The organism is Bradyrhizobium sp. SPXBL-04 (assembly GCF_051853035.1).
In the GTDB taxonomy this organism is placed as follows: domain Bacteria; phylum Pseudomonadota; class Alphaproteobacteria; order Rhizobiales; family Xanthobacteraceae; genus Bradyrhizobium; species Bradyrhizobium zhanjiangense.
In genome coordinates this window covers 7,888,083-7,904,919 of the sequence record NZ_CP182472.1, presented here as the reverse complement: position 1 = coordinate 7,904,919, position 16,837 = coordinate 7,888,083, and the positions used below count along the sequence as shown (strand labels likewise).

At 64.0% G+C, this 16,837-nt stretch carries 17 protein-coding genes; 5 read left to right on the top strand and 12 right to left on the bottom strand.

Going from position 1 to position 16,837, the window contains the following annotated elements:
* The 9 genes from ACNJX8_RS37695 to ACNJX8_RS37655 all read right to left on the bottom strand — a co-directional run bounded on the left by ACNJX8_RS37695 (position 1) and on the right by ACNJX8_RS37655 (position 7,942).
* The gene (locus tag ACNJX8_RS37695) at positions 1-978 is read right to left on the bottom strand and encodes a type II secretion system F family protein (RefSeq protein ID WP_128936642.1); all 978 of its coding nucleotides are present in this window, start codon (positions 976-978) and stop codon (positions 1-3) included.
* A 13-nt stretch (positions 979-991) separates the two neighbouring features.
* The gene (locus ACNJX8_RS37690; protein WP_091881232.1) at positions 992-2,461 is read right to left on the bottom strand and encodes a CpaF family protein; all 1,470 of its coding nucleotides are present in this window, start codon (positions 2,459-2,461) and stop codon (positions 992-994) included.
* Between the two features lie 21 nt (positions 2,462-2,482).
* Positions 2,483-3,751: an AAA family ATPase gene (locus tag ACNJX8_RS37685; protein WP_091881234.1), complete on the bottom strand. Its 1,269-nt coding sequence runs from the start codon at positions 3,749-3,751 to the stop codon at positions 2,483-2,485.
* On the bottom strand, positions 3,748-4,482 hold the full coding sequence (locus tag ACNJX8_RS37680; protein ID WP_439358756.1) for a CpaD family pilus assembly protein: 735 nt from the start codon (positions 4,480-4,482) through the stop codon (positions 3,748-3,750). Before ACNJX8_RS37680 ends, ACNJX8_RS37685 begins: the two co-directional genes overlap by 4 nt.
* A gap of 20 nt (positions 4,483-4,502) precedes the next feature.
* Positions 4,503-5,978 carry a type II and III secretion system protein family protein gene (locus ACNJX8_RS37675; RefSeq protein ID WP_439362034.1) on the bottom strand — a complete coding sequence of 492 codons (1,476 nt, stop codon included), beginning with the start codon at positions 5,976-5,978 and terminating at the stop codon, positions 4,503-4,505.
* 11 nt (positions 5,979-5,989) lie between these two features.
* Positions 5,990-6,787 (bottom strand): Flp pilus assembly protein CpaB, encoded by a 798-nt coding sequence (gene cpaB, locus ACNJX8_RS37670; protein ID WP_439358755.1) that lies wholly within the window; start codon positions 6,785-6,787, stop codon positions 5,990-5,992.
* 128 nt (positions 6,788-6,915) lie between these two features.
* A complete protein-coding gene (locus ACNJX8_RS37665; protein ID WP_439358753.1) occupies positions 6,916-7,440 on the bottom strand; it encodes an A24 family peptidase in 525 nt (174 codons plus the stop codon).
* Between the two features lie 119 nt (positions 7,441-7,559).
* Complete coding sequence (locus ACNJX8_RS37660) at positions 7,560-7,706, bottom strand: hypothetical protein (protein WP_439358752.1); 147 nt, start codon at positions 7,704-7,706, stop codon at positions 7,560-7,562.
* A 71-nt stretch (positions 7,707-7,777) separates the two neighbouring features.
* Positions 7,778-7,942, bottom strand: a complete 165-nt coding sequence (locus tag ACNJX8_RS37655) for a Flp family type IVb pilin (RefSeq protein ID WP_014498224.1) — start codon at positions 7,940-7,942, stop codon at positions 7,778-7,780.
* Positions 7,943-8,209: 267 nt separating this feature from the next.
* Between ACNJX8_RS37655 and ACNJX8_RS37650 the strand changes: the two genes are divergently transcribed.
* Positions 8,210-9,037: a sterol desaturase family protein gene (locus tag ACNJX8_RS37650; RefSeq protein ID WP_439358751.1), complete on the top strand. Its 828-nt coding sequence runs from the start codon at positions 8,210-8,212 to the stop codon at positions 9,035-9,037.
* Positions 9,038-9,200: 163 nt separating this feature from the next.
* Complete coding sequence (locus ACNJX8_RS37645) at positions 9,201-9,698, top strand: pilus assembly protein N-terminal domain-containing protein (RefSeq protein WP_128936635.1); 498 nt, start codon at positions 9,201-9,203, stop codon at positions 9,696-9,698.
* 150 nt (positions 9,699-9,848) lie between these two features.
* On the opposite strand, the gene ACNJX8_RS37640 is transcribed toward ACNJX8_RS37645, so the two are convergent.
* The 3 genes from ACNJX8_RS37640 to ACNJX8_RS37630 all read right to left on the bottom strand — a co-directional run bounded on the left by ACNJX8_RS37640 (position 9,849) and on the right by ACNJX8_RS37630 (position 12,127).
* Positions 9,849-10,061 carry a cold-shock protein gene (locus tag ACNJX8_RS37640; RefSeq protein WP_091881246.1) on the bottom strand — a complete coding sequence of 71 codons (213 nt, stop codon included), beginning with the start codon at positions 10,059-10,061 and terminating at the stop codon, positions 9,849-9,851.
* 268 nt (positions 10,062-10,329) lie between these two features.
* Positions 10,330-10,620 (bottom strand): translation initiation factor IF-1, encoded by a 291-nt coding sequence (gene infA, locus ACNJX8_RS37635; RefSeq protein ID WP_128936634.1) that lies wholly within the window; start codon positions 10,618-10,620, stop codon positions 10,330-10,332.
* Between the two features lie 25 nt (positions 10,621-10,645).
* Positions 10,646-12,127 (bottom strand): DEAD/DEAH box helicase, encoded by a 1,482-nt coding sequence (locus ACNJX8_RS37630; protein ID WP_439358750.1) that lies wholly within the window; start codon positions 12,125-12,127, stop codon positions 10,646-10,648.
* Between the two features lie 520 nt (positions 12,128-12,647).
* On the opposite strand from ACNJX8_RS37630, the gene urtA reads away from it, so the two are divergent.
* From urtA to urtC, 3 genes are all read left to right on the top strand, one after another.
* Positions 12,648-13,976: an urea ABC transporter substrate-binding protein gene (gene urtA, locus ACNJX8_RS37625; RefSeq protein ID WP_439358749.1), complete on the top strand. Its 1,329-nt coding sequence runs from the start codon at positions 12,648-12,650 to the stop codon at positions 13,974-13,976.
* An 84-nt stretch (positions 13,977-14,060) separates the two neighbouring features.
* Positions 14,061-15,668 (top strand): urea ABC transporter permease subunit UrtB, encoded by a 1,608-nt coding sequence (urtB, locus tag ACNJX8_RS37620; protein ID WP_439358748.1) that lies wholly within the window; start codon positions 14,061-14,063, stop codon positions 15,666-15,668.
* On the top strand, positions 15,665-16,834 hold the full coding sequence (urtC, locus tag ACNJX8_RS37615; RefSeq protein WP_128936630.1) for an urea ABC transporter permease subunit UrtC: 1,170 nt from the start codon (positions 15,665-15,667) through the stop codon (positions 16,832-16,834). The genes urtB and urtC overlap by 4 nt, the downstream gene beginning before the upstream one ends.
* Positions 16,835-16,837 lie beyond the last annotated feature (3 nt).

Genomic DNA, 16,837 nt, shown 5'->3' with positions numbered 1-16,837 from the left:
TCAGAAATCGAAGTTGATCATCTTCTTCATCACCATGACGCCGATCGACATCCAGACGACGCAGCCGACCAGCATCAGCTGGCCGGTCGGGTGGGTCCAAAGCAGCGAGATATAGTGCGGCGTCGTGAGATAGACGAGGAACATCACGATCGGCGGCAGCGAGCCGATGATGCCGGCCGAGGCCTTGGCCTCCATCGACATCGCCTGAATCTTCTCCTTCATCTTCTTGCGGTCGCGCAGCACCTTGGAGAGGTTGCCGAGCGCTTCGGAGAGGTTACCGCCCGACTTCTGCTGGATCGAGATCACGATGCCGAAGAAATTCGCCTCTGGGAGCGGCATGCGGTCATACAGCCGCGAGCAGGCCTCGCCGAGCGGCATGCCGATCGCCTGCGTCTCGATGATCTGGAGGAATTCGCTGCGCAGTGGCTCCGGTGAATCGGCGGCGACGACCTTGATCGACTCGAACAGCGGCAGACCGGCCTTGATTCCGCGGACGATCACGTCGACCGCATCGGGCAGTGCCGCCAGGAACTTGGTCTCGCGACGCTTCTTGAGGAAGCCCAGCGCCCAGCGCGGCAGGCCGAAGCCGCCGGCAAAGCCGAGGCCGGCGGCGCCGAGCAGGCCGCCTCCGACGAACAGAGCAGCCGCGAACAGCACGCCCGCCACGACGGCGGACACGACCCAGAATTTCTGCGGGGTCCAGTCGAGCCCCGCCTGCGAGAGGCGGACGCTGAGCGGGATTCTCTTCTCCTGCTGGCGCCGCGCCTCGAGATCCTTGAGCGAAGTCTCGACCTGCTCACGGCGCGATCGTTGGCTCTTCTCGGTCTGCTTGGCTGCGGGCGTGTCGGCACGCGCGATCGAAGCGCGGCGGTTTTCGGCCTTTTGCTCCCCTGACAGGAGTGGATAGAGGAAGACCCAGGCGATGCCGCCAACGGCGGCCGTGGCGAGAAAGGCGAGGGCGAGGACCTGCATGTTCATGACGCTGACCTGCTCACGTTGTCGGCGCCAATTCGGCGGCGTCGAGCGCGGCGGCAAGGCGCTTCTCTTCGCCGTAATAGCGGGCGCGTTCCCAGAATTTCGGGCGGCCGATGCCGGTCGAGCGGTGCCGGCCGATGATCTTGCCGTTGGCGTCTTCGCCGATCAGGTCGTAGAGGAAGATGTCCTGGGTGATGATGGTGTCGCCTTCCATGCCCATCACTTCGGTGATGTGGGTGATGCGGCGCGAGCCGTCGCGCAGGCGCGCGGCCTGGACGATGACGTCAATGGATGCGCAGATCATCTCGCGAATGGTGCGCGAGGGCAGAGAGAAGCCGCCCATGGTGATCATGGATTCGCAGCGCGACAGCGCCTCGCGCGGATTGTTGGCATGCAGCGTCCCCATCGAGCCGTCATGGCCGGTGTTCATGGCCTGAAGCAGGTCGAATGCCTCGGGTCCGCGGACTTCGCCGACGATGATGCGTTCGGGGCGCATACGGAGGCAGTTGCGCACCAGCTCGCGCATGGTGACTTGGCCTTCGCCTTCGATGTTGGGCGGGCGGGTTTCGAGCCGGACCACATGAGGCTGCTGGAGCTGGAGCTCGGCCGCGTCCTCGCAGGTGATGACGCGTTCGTCGTGCTCGATGTAGTTGGTCAGACAGTTGAGCAGCGTCGTCTTGCCCGAACCGGTGCCGCCGGAGATCAGCACGTTGCAGCGGACCCGGCCGATGATCTGGAGGATCTCGGCGCCTTCCGGCGAGATCGCGCCGAACTTGACGAGCTGATCGAGCGTCAGCTTGTCCTTCTTGAATTTGCGGATGGTGAGGGCGGGGCCGTCGATCGCGAGCGGCGGCACGATGGCATTGACGCGGGAGCCGTCGGCGAGGCGCGCGTCGCAGATCGGCGAGGATTCGTCGACGCGCCGGCCGACCTGGCTGACGATGCGCTGACAGATGTTGAGGAGCTGCTGATTGTCTCGAAAGCGGATTCCGGTGCGCTGGATCTTGCCCCCGACCTCGATGAAGACGGTGCCGGCGCCGTTCACCATGATGTCGGCGATGTCGTCGCGCGCGAGCAGAGGCTCCAGCGGGCCATAGCCGAGCACGTCGTTGCAGATATCGTCGAGCAGTTCCTCCTGCTCGGCGATCGACATCACGATGTTCTTGATCGCGATGATCTCGTTGACGATGTCGCGAATTTCCTCGCGGGCGGACTCGGAATCGAGCTTGGCGAGCTGGGCGAGGTCGATGGCCTCGATCAGTGCACCGAAGATGGTCGCCTTGACCTCGTAATAATTGTCCGAGCGCCGGCTCTCCATGGCGGGAGGCGGCGGCGCCTTGGCCGGGGCAAGCGATGGCGAGGCGACGGCCGGCGGGAGCGGGGCGCGCGACACCGTCGCCGCCGGAGCCTGGGAGGGCTCGGGCAACACGGCGCCGGGCTTGGGAGCCCGAAAGTCGGTGTCTGTTCCGCTACGCTTACCGAACACTTAACAACTCCATGCGGCGGCTTATTTTCCCCGCAACTTCTCAATCAGGGGTGAAAACAAGGACGACTTTTGTTTCTTCGTCTCGCTGCGGCCAGTCAGGCGCTGGGCGATCTGAAGGAACATCTCGATCGACTTGTGATTGGCCGAGATCTCCGCGATCATCTGGCCATTGTTGGCCGCCGAGCCGAAGATCTGCGGCTCGAACGGGATCGACGCGACCGGCTGGCTCTCGATCGCCTTGGCGAATTCCGTGGCGGCGATTTCGGGCCGTTTCGGGACACCGACCTGGTTCAGGCAGTAGAGCGGCGGCCGGTCGTTGGGGCGCGAGGCCTTCAACAGATCGAACAGGTTCTTGGTATTGCGCAAATTGGCGAGATCGGGCGCGGCCACGATCAGGATGTCGTCGGCTCCGATCAAGGCGCGCTTGGTCCAGCCCGACCATTGGTGCGGGATGTCGAGCACGATGCAGGGCATGGTGGAACGCAGCGTGTCGAACACGGCATCGAAGGCGTCGGAGCCGAAGTCATAGACCCGGTCGAGCGTCGCGGGCGCCGCCAGCAGGCTGAGATGGTCGGTGCATTTCGACAGCAGGCGGTCGATGAAGGCCGTATCGACGCGATCGGGTGAGAACACGGCGTCGGCAATGCCCTGTGGCGGGTCCTGGTTGTAGTCCAACCCGGCGGTGCCGAAGGCGAGGTCGAGATCGGCGACGACCGCATCCATCGCAAGATCGCGGGCGATCGCCCAGGCGACGTTGTGGGAGATGGTGGAAGCGCCGACGCCGCCCTTGGCGCCGACCACGGCGATGATGCGGCCGACCGCCTTGGCTTCAGGCGCCGAGAACAGGTTGCAGATCGAGCGCACGACGTCGATCGCGCCGACCGGCGCGAGCACGTAGTCGCTGACGCCACGGCGCACGAGCTCGCGGTAGAGCATGACGTCGTTGATACGGCCGATCACCACCACGCGGGTGCCGGCATCGCAGACGGTAGCGAGCTGATCGAGCCCGCCCAGGAGGTCGCTGCGACCGTCGCTTTCGAGCACGATCACGTTCGGTGTCGGGGCGGAGCGATAGGCTTCGATCGCCGCCGCCATGCCGCCCATCTGGATCTTCAGATGGGCCTTGCCGAGACGGCGATCCTCGCCGGCCGACTGCACCGCGGCAGCGGTCTCCACGGTCTCGCAGAAAGCCTGCACCGAGACACGCGGCGAGGGCGCAATATGCTCCTCGACCGGCGGGGGCGGTGTTTCCGGCTGCTCTTCTTGAGGCTGGCGAGCGTAGCTGATCATTTGCCGGTGTCGCTGAGTTTGGCCTTGTCGGCTTCGGGATGGAGGGTCGCCGTCGTCGTCCCCTTGCGATACTTCTCGAAGGTCGTGGTGCGACGCGCTAGATAGGGCGGTGTTTCAGCCCTCGGTTGCTCGAGGTCCGACGGATTGTCGACCATCGCCGCGAGGTTGCGCTGATAGGCGCAGCCGTAATTGTAATAGTCCTTGTTCTCGAACCAGCTCTTGTTCTTGATCGAGGGACCGATATCGTCCGGCCACAGGCCGCAGGGACCCGCGACCGCGGCGATCTTGGAGTAAGTGAGTCGGATCGGCGGCAGGAAGCGCTTGTCTTCCGGCTGGTAGGGGCGAACGATGACGCCGCGCGGCGGAACGCCTGCCGCCGCCAGCATCGCCTGGATCTCTCGCATGGTGTCCGCGACCGGTCGCGCGTTGGGCGTGCCGGATGGCACGTCGATGCGGATGGCGCCGGTGCCCTCGTGCAGCCAGGCCGAGGCAACGCCCATCACGTCGGCGCGCTGGGCAGCGGTCAAGCCGCCGCGCGCGTGGCCGACGAAGACGACGATCGAGCGGTCCTGCTCCTCGATCGCGATCGGATGGCGCTGCTTGTAATCGTCGGGAATGGAGGCGGTGACGGCTTCGTCGTGCTGGCAGCCGCCGAGCGCGAGCGCCATGCCGACGAGCGCGCCACCGAGGCGGATGGCGCGTTTGCGAAGCTGGGGTGGTCTTGTGATCATCGTGAAGTCCCCGTTCCGCTTCAGTCGGTGATGAAGCCGTAGGTGCCGCGGTAATTCCTGGCCGGTTCGGTCCGGCCGGGCACGCCGTAGATGCGGTTGATGTTGCCGAGCAACTCGACCTGCGGATCGGCAGGGGCGGCGAAGCCGTCATCCGGCCGCGACAGGTCCTTTTGCGCGACCGCGCGAACGACATAGGGCGTCACGATCACGACCAGTTCGGTTGCGTTGTTGACGAAGTCGCGGCTGCGGAACAGCGTGCCGAGGACCGGGAGCTGCATCAGCCCCGGCAGTCCGCTGACCGCCTGCTTGGTCTGCTGCTGGATCAGGCCGGCCATCGCCATCGCGCCGCCCGAGGGAATTTCCAGCGAGGTCTCGGCGCGGCGGGTCCGGATCGAGGGCACCGTCAGAGAGTTCACCGACGTCGCGCTCACGGCCTGGGACAGCGTGATCGCATTTTCGTTCGACAGTTCCGAGACCTCGGTCATCACGCGCAGGCTGATCTTGCCCTCGCTCAGAACCACGGGGGTGAAGTTGAGCGAGATGCCGAACTTCTTGAAGCTGATCTGGGTGGTACAGACATGCGTGACGGGATCGCAGGCATAGCCTGCCGGCACCGGGAATTCACCGCCGGCAATGAAGGTCGCCGACTCGCCGGAGATCGCGGTCAGGTTCGGCTCGGCCAGCGTACGGATCACGCCCGCGGTCTCCATCGCGCGCAGGGTGGCCTGCACGGTTGGCGTCGCGCCGAACTTCGTGGTCAGGTTGTTGCCGTCCACGAGGTTCTTGCCGAGAGCCGTGAACGGATTCGAGTTGGAGAAGCTCACCACAGAGGTGCCGTAGTTCAGGTTCGCGGAGAGGTCGATGCCGAGCTGCTTGACGATGTTGCGCTGGACTTCGGCCACCGTCACCTTCAGCATGACCTGGTCGCGGCCACGGACCACGATCGAGTTCACCACCTTGTCGGCGCTGCCGGCGAGTCGTGCGGCGAGATCGTTGGCCTGCTGCGCTTCCAACGGGTTCGCCGCCGTGCCGGTCAGGACGATGCCGTCGCCGAGGCCGTCGATCTGGATGTCGGAATTGGGCAGGATCTGCTTCAGCGCGGCCCGGACGCCGTTGAGGTCGCGCTTGACCGCGATGTCATAGGCCGCAATCTGCTGGCCAGCGGAATCGAAGAACACGATGTTGGTCTGGCCGACGGTGGCGCCGATGATGTAGGCGCGCTGCGCCGAGCGGACCACGGCATTGGCGATCTTGGGATCGGCGACCAACACGTCCTTGATGTCGCGCGGCAGGTCGATCACGACAGACTTGCCGATGCCGAGCGAGAGGAAACGCGCGTTCATCTGGCCGTCGGCCGCGACCGGCGCCACGGGACGGTAGTCGGCGGCGACCACCGGGCTGAGGGCCGGGTTTAGCGTCAGCGCGAGGGCGGCCGAAAACGACAGGGCGCGAACCAGTGAGGTTCGCATCGTCGCCAGATTTGCCCTGCATTTCATATCGACTGCCTTCATCTTGCTTTCGTTGTCTGACTTGGAATGCCGTAGCGAATGATCGAAACGCCGTCGCGCTTCTGTGCGGATTCGTCGAGCGTGATCTCGCTCATCTTGACGTCGGCTATGCTGCGCAACGCCAGCGACAGCGTTCCGGCCTGGCGGGCCGACGAAAGCGCCTGGGTCTGCGCGGGATTGAGCTCCAAGGTCACGGTCTTGCCGACCACCGTGTTCTGGCCGTCCTTCTCCTTCGGCGCCTGGTCGATGGCCAGGACGCGGATGTTGGTCAGGATGATCTCGGAGGTGACGATGTCCGGAGCACCGTTGCTCTGGTCCGGATTCTTGAGGCGGCGCGTGAGGATCACATCGACGCGGTCGTTGGGCAGGATGAAGCCGCCTGCGCCGGTCTCCGGCGAGATCTCGGTCGAGATCGCCCGCATGCCGCTCGGCAGGATGGCCGCCATGAAGCCGGAGCCCTCGGCCTTGACCAGCTTCTGGTCGCGGATCGGCTCACCCTGAATGAAAGGAGCGCGCGCGATCGAGCCGGTCACCTGGGTCACGCCCTCGGGACGTTCGTTGCGGCGGATGAAAGTAGCGCTGGCGGTCGCGGCCGGCCAGGTCTGCCATTGCACGTCTTCCGGCTTCACGGTCTGGCCGAGACCGATGTCGTTCTTGGCGACCAGGACGTCGACGGTCGGAAGCTGTGCGACCGGAGCCGGAGGCGGCGCAGAATTGTCCGTGCCGCTCGCCAGGTACGCGGCGACGCCGCCGGCGCAGATGGCGACGGTCAGGACGACAATGCGTGCCCTATTCATACGCTTCACTTTCCAACAAAACGCCGCGACGCTGCCGCCGCCGTGATCGGCAGTTGACCAGCTATTCGTCAAAGCATGGTTAATGAGGCGTATCTAAATCGCCTTAACGCCGGGTTTACCCGGTGCATTCAGCGCAGCGCGAGGTGAGCGAGATCGATCGCCTTCACCCATTCGGTCTCCGGGTAAACCATCAGCGCGCTCAGTGCGAGCGCGATGCCGTAGGGAATGCCGCTCTCCTTGGCGTGCAGCCGTGCGAGCCAGGCCTGGCCCGCCAGTCCGTAGGGCAGCGGCCATTGCCGGAACTGGAGCAGGAGCAGCGTCAGCGCCCCGCCGAACAGCGAGGCGTAGAGCAGAAAGTTCATCAGATGCGCAAAGCCGAACCAGAGTGCGACGGAGGCCGCGACCTTGGCATCGCCGCCGCCGACCCAGCCCATCGCAAAGCAGGTGAAGGCCACGACGAGCAGAAGTGCGCCGGCACCGACATGGCTCAGCATCTCATAAGGTGCCATGCCACCGGCGAGAGCGAGGGCGAAGAAGCCGGCGACCAATGCCAGCGACACGCGGTTCGAGATCGTCATCGTGAAGAGGTCGCTCGCGGCGGCGAATGCCATGAGAGCCGGGAAGAGCAGAAGGCGCGCAAAGTCGAGGATCATGGGCTGCGTCTTGAGGCCTGGTTGTGTCGCCGAAGCTGGCGGCGCGGATGCTAGCCGGCAGTGCTAAACAAACCGACAACGGCAGCCGAGTGGCGAGGCTGGCTCCGCCGCGAGCGTGCTCACCAGAGGCTGGCAATGCGCACGGCGAGCGCGACCGTCGCAAGCAGCAGCGCAAGGCAGACCCAATAGGCCGGCGAGCCGGTCTGCGCCGCCTCCGCCTCGTTCGCCGCGACCGCGGCATCAGTTCTGTACTCGCGCAACGCCACTGGAACTCGCCGTCTTCAGAAAAACAAAGGCCCCGGAGGTCCGGGGCTTTTGCGAATCGCTCGTCGGGTACTTACTTCAGCGACGAGCTGATCGAGCCGAACTTGGTGTTCAGCGAGCTGCCGAGATTGTTGACGACCGTGATGATGGCCAGCGCGATGCCGGCGGCGATCAGACCGTATTCGATGGCGGTGGCGCCGGATTCGTCCTTCGCGAAACGCGCAATCAAGTTCTTCATGAACAAAACTCCTTCTGGGTGGGATCGCCTCGTTCGGCGCTGTCTTTGACGCGACGAAGATGAGAGCCGAGCTCTTTCGGTAGCGTTAATTCAATCGCGCAAATCCGCTTGTCGCGCGATGCTTTTGGCCAGAGTGAATTTCGTCTTAAGGCGGCCGTTGAATTCGGCCCGGTTCCGAATGCAGCGCACGCGCCGGCCGGCTTCACCCTCCCTTAAATCTAGCGGAGTAGGCCTAGGCGGGACCAGCAATTCGGAAGTGAGGCGACGATGTCGAGCCTGCCCATGCAAGTCGCCCTGATGCTCGGCGAGACCATCGCGAAGGTGGTTCCCGTCACCCTGGTGCTCGCGGCAGTCTTCACCGTGCTCGAGCATTTCTGGGCCTGCAATCCCGGCGCGCCGTGGTGGCGCAAGCGGGAGATCATCACCGACATCTGCTACTGGTTCTTCGTTCCGGTGTTCGCGCGCACCATGCGGATCGGACTGCTGATCGTCGGCGCCGGCGTCGTCTTCAACATCCATGATGCCGACGAGCTCATCGCCTTCTACGACAATGGCCATGGCCCGCTGTCACAGCTGCCGCTGTGGGTGCAGGCCGTGCTGTTCCTGGTGCTGTCCGATTTCATGCTGTACTGGCTGCACCGGCTTTTCCATGACGGCGGGTTCTGGAAGTACCACGCAATCCATCATTCGTCGGAGGAGATCGGCTGGATTTCCGCGGCGCGCTTCCATCCCGTCAATCTCATGCTCGGGACGATCAGCGTCGACGTCGTGCTGCTGATGGCCGGTATCTCCCCGAACGTCATGATCTGGGTCGGCCCGTTCACCACCTTCCATTCGGCCTTCGTGCACGCCAACTTGAACTGGACATTCGGACCGTTCAGATACGTGCTGGCGACGCCGGTGTTCCACCGCTGGCACCACACCTCGCTGGAAGAGGGAGGCGACACCAATTTTGCCGGGACGTTCCCGATCTGGGACGTGCTGTTCGGCACCTTCCGTATGCCGGAGGGCAGGCTGCCGCAGGATTACGGCAAGGACGAAGCGACCATGCCGAAGGAAATCGGCGGCCAGCTCGCCTATCCGTTCCGCCACTAGGGCGGCGTCAACGTCTCCAGTGGGCTACAAAGCGCCGGTCCCTTCAAACAATAGTCGGCGAGTTTGCGGAACGTTCACGAATTAAGGGCAGGTTAGCCGGGTCGGGCACCGGCTCCGCTGTATCTGATCGTTTCTGCCGGTTTGTGACGTCCCGGGGGTAAGTATGCGTAAAGAATTGCTGCGCCGTCAGGCGCGCGTCTGCCTTCTGGTTGCGGCTGCGATGCTGGCATCGCCTGGTGCCGGCCTTGCCGAGCCCACCGCCGACACCATTGCCGTCAATGTCGACCAGGCCAAGCTGGTCCGGCTCCCCGGCAAGGTCGCGACCATCGTGGTCGGCAATCCCCTGATCGCGGACGTCACGCTGCAGCCCGGCGGCATGATCGTCGTGACCGGGAAGGGTTATGGTGCCACCAATTTCATCGCGCTCGACCGGGGCGGCGAGATCCTGGTCGACCGCCAGATCCAGGTCGAAGGTCCGAGCGACCGGCTCGTCACCGTCTATCGCGGGATCGAGCGCGAGTCCTACAGCTGCATGCCGCTTTGCCAGCGTCGCTTGACGCTCGGCGACAGCGACGCCTACTTCAACCACACGATGACCCAGGCAGGCTCGCTGAGCAACAATGCCAGCGGGGCTGCTGGCGGGGCCGCCAAGACCAACTAGCAGGACCGATTGGCGCTCTGCCCGGGCAGGATATCCGTGCCGCGTACGGAGAAGTCTTCGAACATGAAAAGGCCGTGCGTTGCGCACGGCCTTTTTTAATTCCTTGGCTCGCCTGAGCCGGCCCGGGTCAGTATCCGGGGGCCCGGAGGCTCAGCCCGCGGCGCGGAGGTTGTCCGCTGCCGACTTGCCGGAGCGGCGGTCGGCCACGATCTCGTAGGAGACCTTCTGACCTTCCTGCAGCGAGCCGAGGCCCGCGCGCTCGACGGCGCTGATGTGAACGAACACGTCCTTGCCGCCGTCGTCGGGCTGGATGAAGCCATAACCCTTGGTCGCGTTAAACCACTTCACGGTTCCCATGCTCACTGGGGTAGTCCCTTCTAGATAGCACAATGTAAGAGCCTGCTCGCGCAGGCAGGTTAGATCGAATTTTTGGAAGGGTCGTCAGCGTGTCTGAACCGGCTGTACCGGTGGATGCTAATGTCGTCCGGCCGAAAATCGATTAATTCATTTTATCGGAATTAAGGCCTCAAAACAATCCTGACACGCACGATTTTTTGATCCGCCGTGATGCCCACGGCGGATCAGCATACAGATCAGAACTTTACTTCCGCGCTCGCGCGCCGGGAGGCGACTAACGGCGGCGGAACTGGCCGCCGCGCTGCGCCCCACCCCGCGGCGGGCCGCCGGGCGTCGAGGGACGTTCGTCCTTGTGACGGAAAATCAGTCGGCCCTTCTCGAGGTCGTAGGGCGACATCTCCACCGTCACGCGGTCGCCCGCGAGTGTCTTGATGCGGTTCTTCTTCATCTTGCCGGCGGTGTAGGCAACGATCTCGTGTCCGGCGTCGAGCTGCACGCGGTAGCGGGCGTCGGGGAGGATTTCGGTGACCAGTCCTTCGAACTGGATCAGCTCTTCCTTGGCCATGTGGTTGTCTCCAGGTCGTGGACGACTAGTGCGAATGAGGATTGCGATTCGGTCGGCCGTTGGGACGACTCTCGCGACGCAAAAAGGCAACGCCTTGTATTCCATCAGGCTTGCCGGCGCTATGCGCGGGACGCTGTTCCGACCGATCGGCTGGTGAGGAATTCATCTTACCACCGGAATGGCGGCGGCGGCGAGACCCCTTCGACGTGTTGTGGTTCTCACCGGACCTGCCATCAACAGGCCGGCCCTCGACATGCCGTCCTTCGCCATGCCGTCCATCAGCATGTCTTGCGCCGTGCGGGCGCTGGCCGGGACGGCCTGGCCGGCCCGAGCGATGCTGCGCAGCAGCAGGCGCCTGGGCGGCCTCGCGGCCGGCGTCGGTGCGGTGATCCTCGCGCGGCAGCGCCACCCGGATCAGGCGCTCGATATCGCGGAGATAGCTGAGCTCTTCGCCGCCGGCCACGAGCGAGATCGCGGTGCCGTCGGCGCCGGCGCGCGCGGTGCGGCCGATGCGGTGGACATAGGTCTCGGGCACGTTGGGCAGATCGAAATTGATGACGTGGCTGATGCCGTCGACGTCGATGCCGCGGGCGGCGATGTCGGTGGCGACCAGGGTGCGGATCGCGCCCGAGCGGAACTGGGCGAGCGTGCGCTCGCGATGGTTCTGCGACTTGTTGCCGTGGATGGCGTTGGCGGCGATGCCCGCCTTGGCCAGCGTCTTCACCACCTTGTCGGCGCCGTGCTTGGTGCGGGTGAAGACCAGCGCGCGGTTGATCGGCTCGTCCTTCAGCAGCTTGGTGAGGAAGGCGGGCTTGGCCGAGAAATCGACCTGGAGTATGCGCTGGTTGATCCGCTCGGCAGTGGAGGAGACCGGGGTCACCGCGACGCGGGCGGGATCACGCAGCATGGCATCGGCGAGCTCGGCGATGTCCTTCGGCATGGTGGCCGAGAAGAACAGCGTCTGGCGCTTGATCGGCAGCTTGGCGACGATTTTGCGGATATCGTTGATGAAGCCCATGTCGAGCATGCGGTCGGCCTCGTCGAGCACGAGGAACTCGACGCTCGAGAGCTTCAGACCGTTGCTCTGCACGAGGTCGAGCAGGCGGCCGGGGGTGGCGACCAGAACCTCGACGCCGGGCATCAGCGAGCGGACCTGCCGGCCCATCGGCACGCCGCCGATGGCGAGTGTCGAGGACAGGCGGATGTGGCGGCCATAGGCGTTGAAGCTGTCGAGGATCTGGCCGGACAGTTCGCGGGTGGGCGACAGCACCAGCACACGGGCCGTCTTGGGCTGCGGCTTGATGCGGTTCTCGAGCAGGCGATGCAGGATCGGCAGCGCGAAGGACGCGGTCTTGCCGGTGCCGGTCTGGGCGATGCCGACGACGTCGCGGCCGGTCAGCGCCAGCGGGATGGTCTGGGCCTGGATCGGGGTTGGGGTGACGTAGTTCTCTTCACGAAGAGCGCGCGCGATGGGTTCGGCGAGGCCGAAATCCTGAAACGAAGTCAAAAGAGGGTACTTTCCATGTCAACAGCGGGCGCCCGGCGCATTCGGCGCGGCGCGCGCATAGGGTGTCGAGAAGACACCTGCGTGTTTGGGGTGTCGGATGGGCTTGGGAGATATGGGGCAAGCCAGAGGCCGGTAGGGCCTTAAGAACACGCAGCTCGCAACGACGGCTTGATTCGCAAGCAGTCTCGAGCGTTCATATGGAACATCGTAGGGGCGCTTTCAAGGCAAGCTCGCCTCAAACGGCGGTTGCGGTGCAGAAATAGTTATGCCGGAAATTTAGCCAGAATTGGCAATTTGCATAAAAAATAGACTGCCTGCCGCTTTCGCATACATTTCAGTTGCCTATGGTTTAGGCGGGCAGACTGCGGCTAAGCTTGGAATTCTGGTTATTTTATAAGTAAATCCAATGGCTTGAGAGGTGCTCAGTCCATGGCATGGTTCTTGCGAATCCGTTAATCGCAGGCGGCCGTGGGGCCGTTTCGCAGCGTTTTCACGTCTGCGTCAGGGAGATGACACACTCATGCTTAGCAAATCCACTCACGATATAGCGGCGTCATTTAGCCGCCGCGGGGTCCTCGCTGCGACCGCCGGACTGATGCTCGGTCTGGCTTCATTGACCGGCGCCAAGGCCGCGGACGACACCATCAAGGTCGGCGTGCTTCACTCCCTTTCCGGCACCATGGCCATCAGCGAGACCACGCTGAAGGACACCATCCTCTTCCTGATCGACGAGCAGAACAAGAAGGGCGGCGTGCTCGGCAAGAAGCTCGAAGCCGTCGTCGTCGACCCCGCTTCCAACTGGCCGCTGTTCGCCGAGAAGGCGCGCGAGCTGATCACCAAGGACAAGGTCTCGGTCGTGTTCGGCTGCTGGACCTCGGTCTCGCGCAAGTCGGTGCTCCCGGTCTTCAAGGAGCTGAACAACATCCTGTTCTACCCCGTGCAGTACGAGGGCGAGGAGAGCGAGCGCAACGTGTTCTACACGGGTGCTGCGCCGAACCAGCAGGCGATTCCCGCCGTCGACTATCTGATGAAGGAAGAGAAGGTGAAGCGCTGGGTGCTCGCGGGCACCGACTACGTCTATCCGCGCACCACCAACAAGATCCTGGAAGCCTATCTGAAGTCCAAGGGTGTCGCCCAGGAAGACATCATGATCAACTACACGCCGTTCGGTCACTCCGACTGGCAGACGATCGTGGCCGACATCAAGAAGTTCGGCTCGGCCGGCAAGAAGACCGCGGTGGTCTCGACCATCAACGGCGACGCCAACGTTCCCTTCTACAAGGAGCTCGGCAACCAGGGCATCAAGGCCAAGGATATCCCGGTGGTCGCTTTCTCGGTGGGTGAGGAAGAGCTCGCCGGTATCGACACCAAGCCGCTGGTCGGCCATCTCGCCGCCTGGAATTACTTCGAGTCGATCAAGACCAAGGACGGATCGAACGAGAAGTTCATCAAGGACTGGAAGGCCTATACCAAGAACCCGAAGCGCGTGACCAACGACCCAATGGAGGCGCACGTGATCGGCTTCAACATGTGGGTTAAGGCAGTCGAGAAGGTGAAGTCGACCGATCCGGACAAGGTGATCGACGCGCTTCCCGGCATCGAGGCGCCGAACCTGACCGGCGGCGTGTCGAAGATGCTGCCGAACCACCACATCACCAAGCCGGTGTTCATCGGCGAGATCAAGGGCAATGGCCAGTTCGATGTGGTCTGGAAGACGCCGGGCCTCGTTGCCGGCGATGCCTGGTCGAAAGAGCTGGACGGTTCCAAGGACCTGATCGGCGACTGGGTCGGCAAGAAGTGCGGCAACTTCAACACCAAGACCAACAAGTGCCTCGGTTCGGGCTCCTAATCCCGACCTGACGCTCCATGACACGATCGGAGAGGGCGGCGATCCCGCCGCCTTCTCCAACCATTTCTGCCGGGGTCATTCACAGTGCCAGCCCATTTGTCTGCCCGTCTCTGCTCGCTTGTGCTTTCGCTGTTTCTGATCGCGTTCGCGCTGCCGGCCTTCGCCGGTCCGTTCGAGGATGCGGTCGCCAAATTCGCCAATGACGATTTTTCCGACACGGAGGAGGCGATCGGTGCGGTCGCGAGCAGCGGCAATGCGCTGGCATTCCCGATCATCAGCGCGCTGCAGGACGGCCGCCTCATGGCCGATCCGGATAGCAAGAAGGTTTACGTCACCGGCGCCGACGGTAAGTCGATCGACGCCGCAACAGGCCAGTCCGTGGCCAGCGTTCCCGACAGCGCGAGCGCGGTTCGCCTCAACAACCGCCTGCGCCGCAGCGTGGACGCCGCGCTCGGCAGCCTGACGCTTCAGTCGCCCGATCTGTCGACGCGCCTCCAGGCCGCACAGTCGGTGTTCAAGTCGCATGAGGAGGCCGCGCTCGAGGCGGTCGAGGCCGCGCTGGCCAAGGAAGGCAATAGATCCGTCAAGACCGCGCTCGGCGAAGCCCGCGCGGCCATCCTGCTGTTCAAGTCGGACGCCACCGAGGTTGAGAAGCTGGAGGCCGTTGCCACCCTCAAGGCGCGCGGCGACCAGGAGGCGCTGGCGCTGCTCACCGGCATGGGCGACCAGCCGGCCTCGGTGAGCAAGGCTGCCGCGAGCGCGATCGGCTCGATCCAGAACTCGCTTGCGGTCTGGTCCATGGTGCAGAATGCCTGGTATGGCCTCTCGCTCGGCTCGGTGCTGCTGCTCGCGGCGATCGGCCTCGCCATCACCTTCGGCGTGATGGGCGTGATCAACATGGCCCATGGCGAGATGGTGATGATCGGGGCCTACACCACCTTCGTGGTGCAGGAGGTGATCCGCATCCGCTATCCCGGCCTGTTCGACTATTCGCTCTTGATCGCGGTGCCGCTCGCCTTCCTCGTCGCCGGTGCCATCGGCGTCCTGATCGAGCGCAGCATCATCCGCTTCCTCTACGGCCGTCCGCTGGAGACGCTGTTGGCGACCTGGGGCCTGTCGCTGGTGTTGCAACAGGCTGTGCGCACCATGTTCGGCCCGACCAACCGCGAGGTCGGCAACCCCTCCTGGATGAGCGGCGCGTTCGAACTCGGCCAGATCACTATCACCTATAACCGGCTCTGGATTCTCTGCTTCACACTCGCCGTGTTCGCGATCCTGCTCGCGATGCTGCGCTATACCGCGCTCGGCCTCGAGATGCGCGCAGTGACGCAAAACCGCCGCATGGCGGCTTCGATGGGCATTGCGACCTCGCGCGTCGATGCGCTCACTTTCGGGCTCGGCTCGGGCATTGCCGGCATCGCCGGCGTGGCGCTATCGCAGATCGACAATGTCAGCCCCAATCTCGGCCAGAGCTATATCATCGACAGCTTCATGGTCGTGGTGTTCGGCGGCGTCGGCAATCTCTGGGGCACCCTGGTCGGCGCCTTCACGCTCGGCATCTCCAACAAGTTCCTGGAGCCGGTCGCCGGCGCCGTGCTCGGCAAGATTGCCATCCTGGTTCTCATCATCCTGTTCATTCAAAAGCGGCCGCGCGGCCTGTTCGCGCTCAAGGGCCGTGCGGTGGAAGCATGACTCCTCACATGCTGACGCGCTCGCTGGACCGCAGTGCGACGATCTTCCTTGCTGTCGTCGCAGCCTGCGGCATCCTCATCCCGCTCTCCAACCTGCTGCTGCCCGCGGGCTCGTTCCTGCAGGTGCCGACCTATCTCGTCGCGCTCTGGGGTAAATATGTCTGCTACGCCATCCTCGCGCTCGCGATCGACCTGATCTGGGGCTATTGCGGCATCCTCTCGCTCGGCCACGGTGCGTTCTTCGCGCTCGGCGGCTACGCCATGGGTATGTACCTGATGCGGCAGATCGGCACCCGTGGCGTCTACGGCAACCCGATCCTGCCCGACTTCATGGTATTCCTGAACTGGCAGAAGCTGCCCTGGTACTGGTACGGCTTCGACATGTTCTGGTTTGCGGCCCTGATGGTGCTGGTCGTGCCGGGCCTGCTCGCGTTTTGCTTCGGCTGGCTCGCCTTCCGCTCCCGCGTCACCGGCGTGTATCTGTCGATCATCACGCAGGCGATGACCTATGCACTGTTGCTCGCCTTCTTCCGTAATGATTTCGGCTTTGGCGGCAACAACGGCCTGACCGACTTCAAGGACATCCTCGGCTTCAACGTGCAGGCGGAGGGTACGCGTGCCGCATTGTTCGCGCTGAGCTGTCTGGCGCTGATTGCAGGTTTCCTGATCTGCCGCGCCATTGTCTCCTCCAAGCTCGGCAAGGTGCTGATCGCGGTGCGCGATGCGGAATCGCGCACGCGCTTCCTCGGCTACCGCGTCGAATCCTACAAGCTGTTCGTGTTCACGGTGTCGGCCTGCATGGCCGGTGTCGCCGGCGCGCTCTACGTGCCTCAGGTCGGCATCATCAATCCATCCGAATTCGCGCCCGGCAATTCGATCGAGGCGGTGATCTGGGTCGCGGTCGGCGGCCGCGGCACCCTGGTCGGTGCTGCGCTCGGCGCCATCGTCGTCAATTACGCCAAAACCTTCTTCACCTCCGGCGTGCTGGCGCCGTACTGGCTGTTCATGCTGGGCGCGCTGTTCATCCTGGTGACGCTGCTGCTGCCCAAGGGCATCGTCGGCACCTTCAATGCCTGGTGGGACTCCTCGAGGGAAAAGCGCACCGCTGCAGCCATTGCGAGCGCTGCGGCCGAAGACGGCGTCACCGAACCCAAGATGGCGGAGTAGGGC

What these genes read in the sequence shown, in the direction of transcription:
- ACNJX8_RS37675 (WP_439362034.1), bottom strand. Translation starts at nt 5,978, where the DNA reads ATGAAATGCAGGGCAAATCTGGCGACGATGCGAACCTCACTGGTTCGC.
- ACNJX8_RS37685 (WP_091881234.1), bottom strand. Translation starts at nt 3,751, where the DNA reads ATGATCAGCTACGCTCGCCAGCCTCAAGAAGAGCAGCCGGAAACACCG.
- cpaB (WP_439358755.1), bottom strand. Translation starts at nt 6,787, where the DNA reads ATGAATAGGGCACGCATTGTCGTCCTGACCGTCGCCATCTGCGCCGGC.
- ACNJX8_RS37695 (WP_128936642.1), bottom strand. Translation starts at nt 978, where the DNA reads ATGAACATGCAGGTCCTCGCCCTCGCCTTTCTCGCCACGGCCGCCGTT.
- ACNJX8_RS37650 (WP_439358751.1), top strand. Translation starts at nt 8,210, where the DNA reads ATGTCGAGCCTGCCCATGCAAGTCGCCCTGATGCTCGGCGAGACCATC.
- ACNJX8_RS37665 (WP_439358753.1), bottom strand. Translation starts at nt 7,440, where the DNA reads ATGATCCTCGACTTTGCGCGCCTTCTGCTCTTCCCGGCTCTCATGGCA.
- ACNJX8_RS37645 (WP_128936635.1), top strand. Translation starts at nt 9,201, where the DNA reads ATGCGTAAAGAATTGCTGCGCCGTCAGGCGCGCGTCTGCCTTCTGGTT.
- ACNJX8_RS37680 (WP_439358756.1), bottom strand. Translation starts at nt 4,482, where the DNA reads ATGATCACAAGACCACCCCAGCTTCGCAAACGCGCCATCCGCCTCGGT.
- urtA (WP_439358749.1), top strand. Translation starts at nt 12,648, where the DNA reads ATGCTTAGCAAATCCACTCACGATATAGCGGCGTCATTTAGCCGCCGC.
- urtC (WP_128936630.1), top strand. Translation starts at nt 15,665, where the DNA reads ATGACTCCTCACATGCTGACGCGCTCGCTGGACCGCAGTGCGACGATC.
- ACNJX8_RS37655 (WP_014498224.1), bottom strand. Translation starts at nt 7,942, where the DNA reads ATGAAGAACTTGATTGCGCGTTTCGCGAAGGACGAATCCGGCGCCACC.
- infA (WP_128936634.1), bottom strand. Translation starts at nt 10,620, where the DNA reads ATGGCCAAGGAAGAGCTGATCCAGTTCGAAGGACTGGTCACCGAAATC.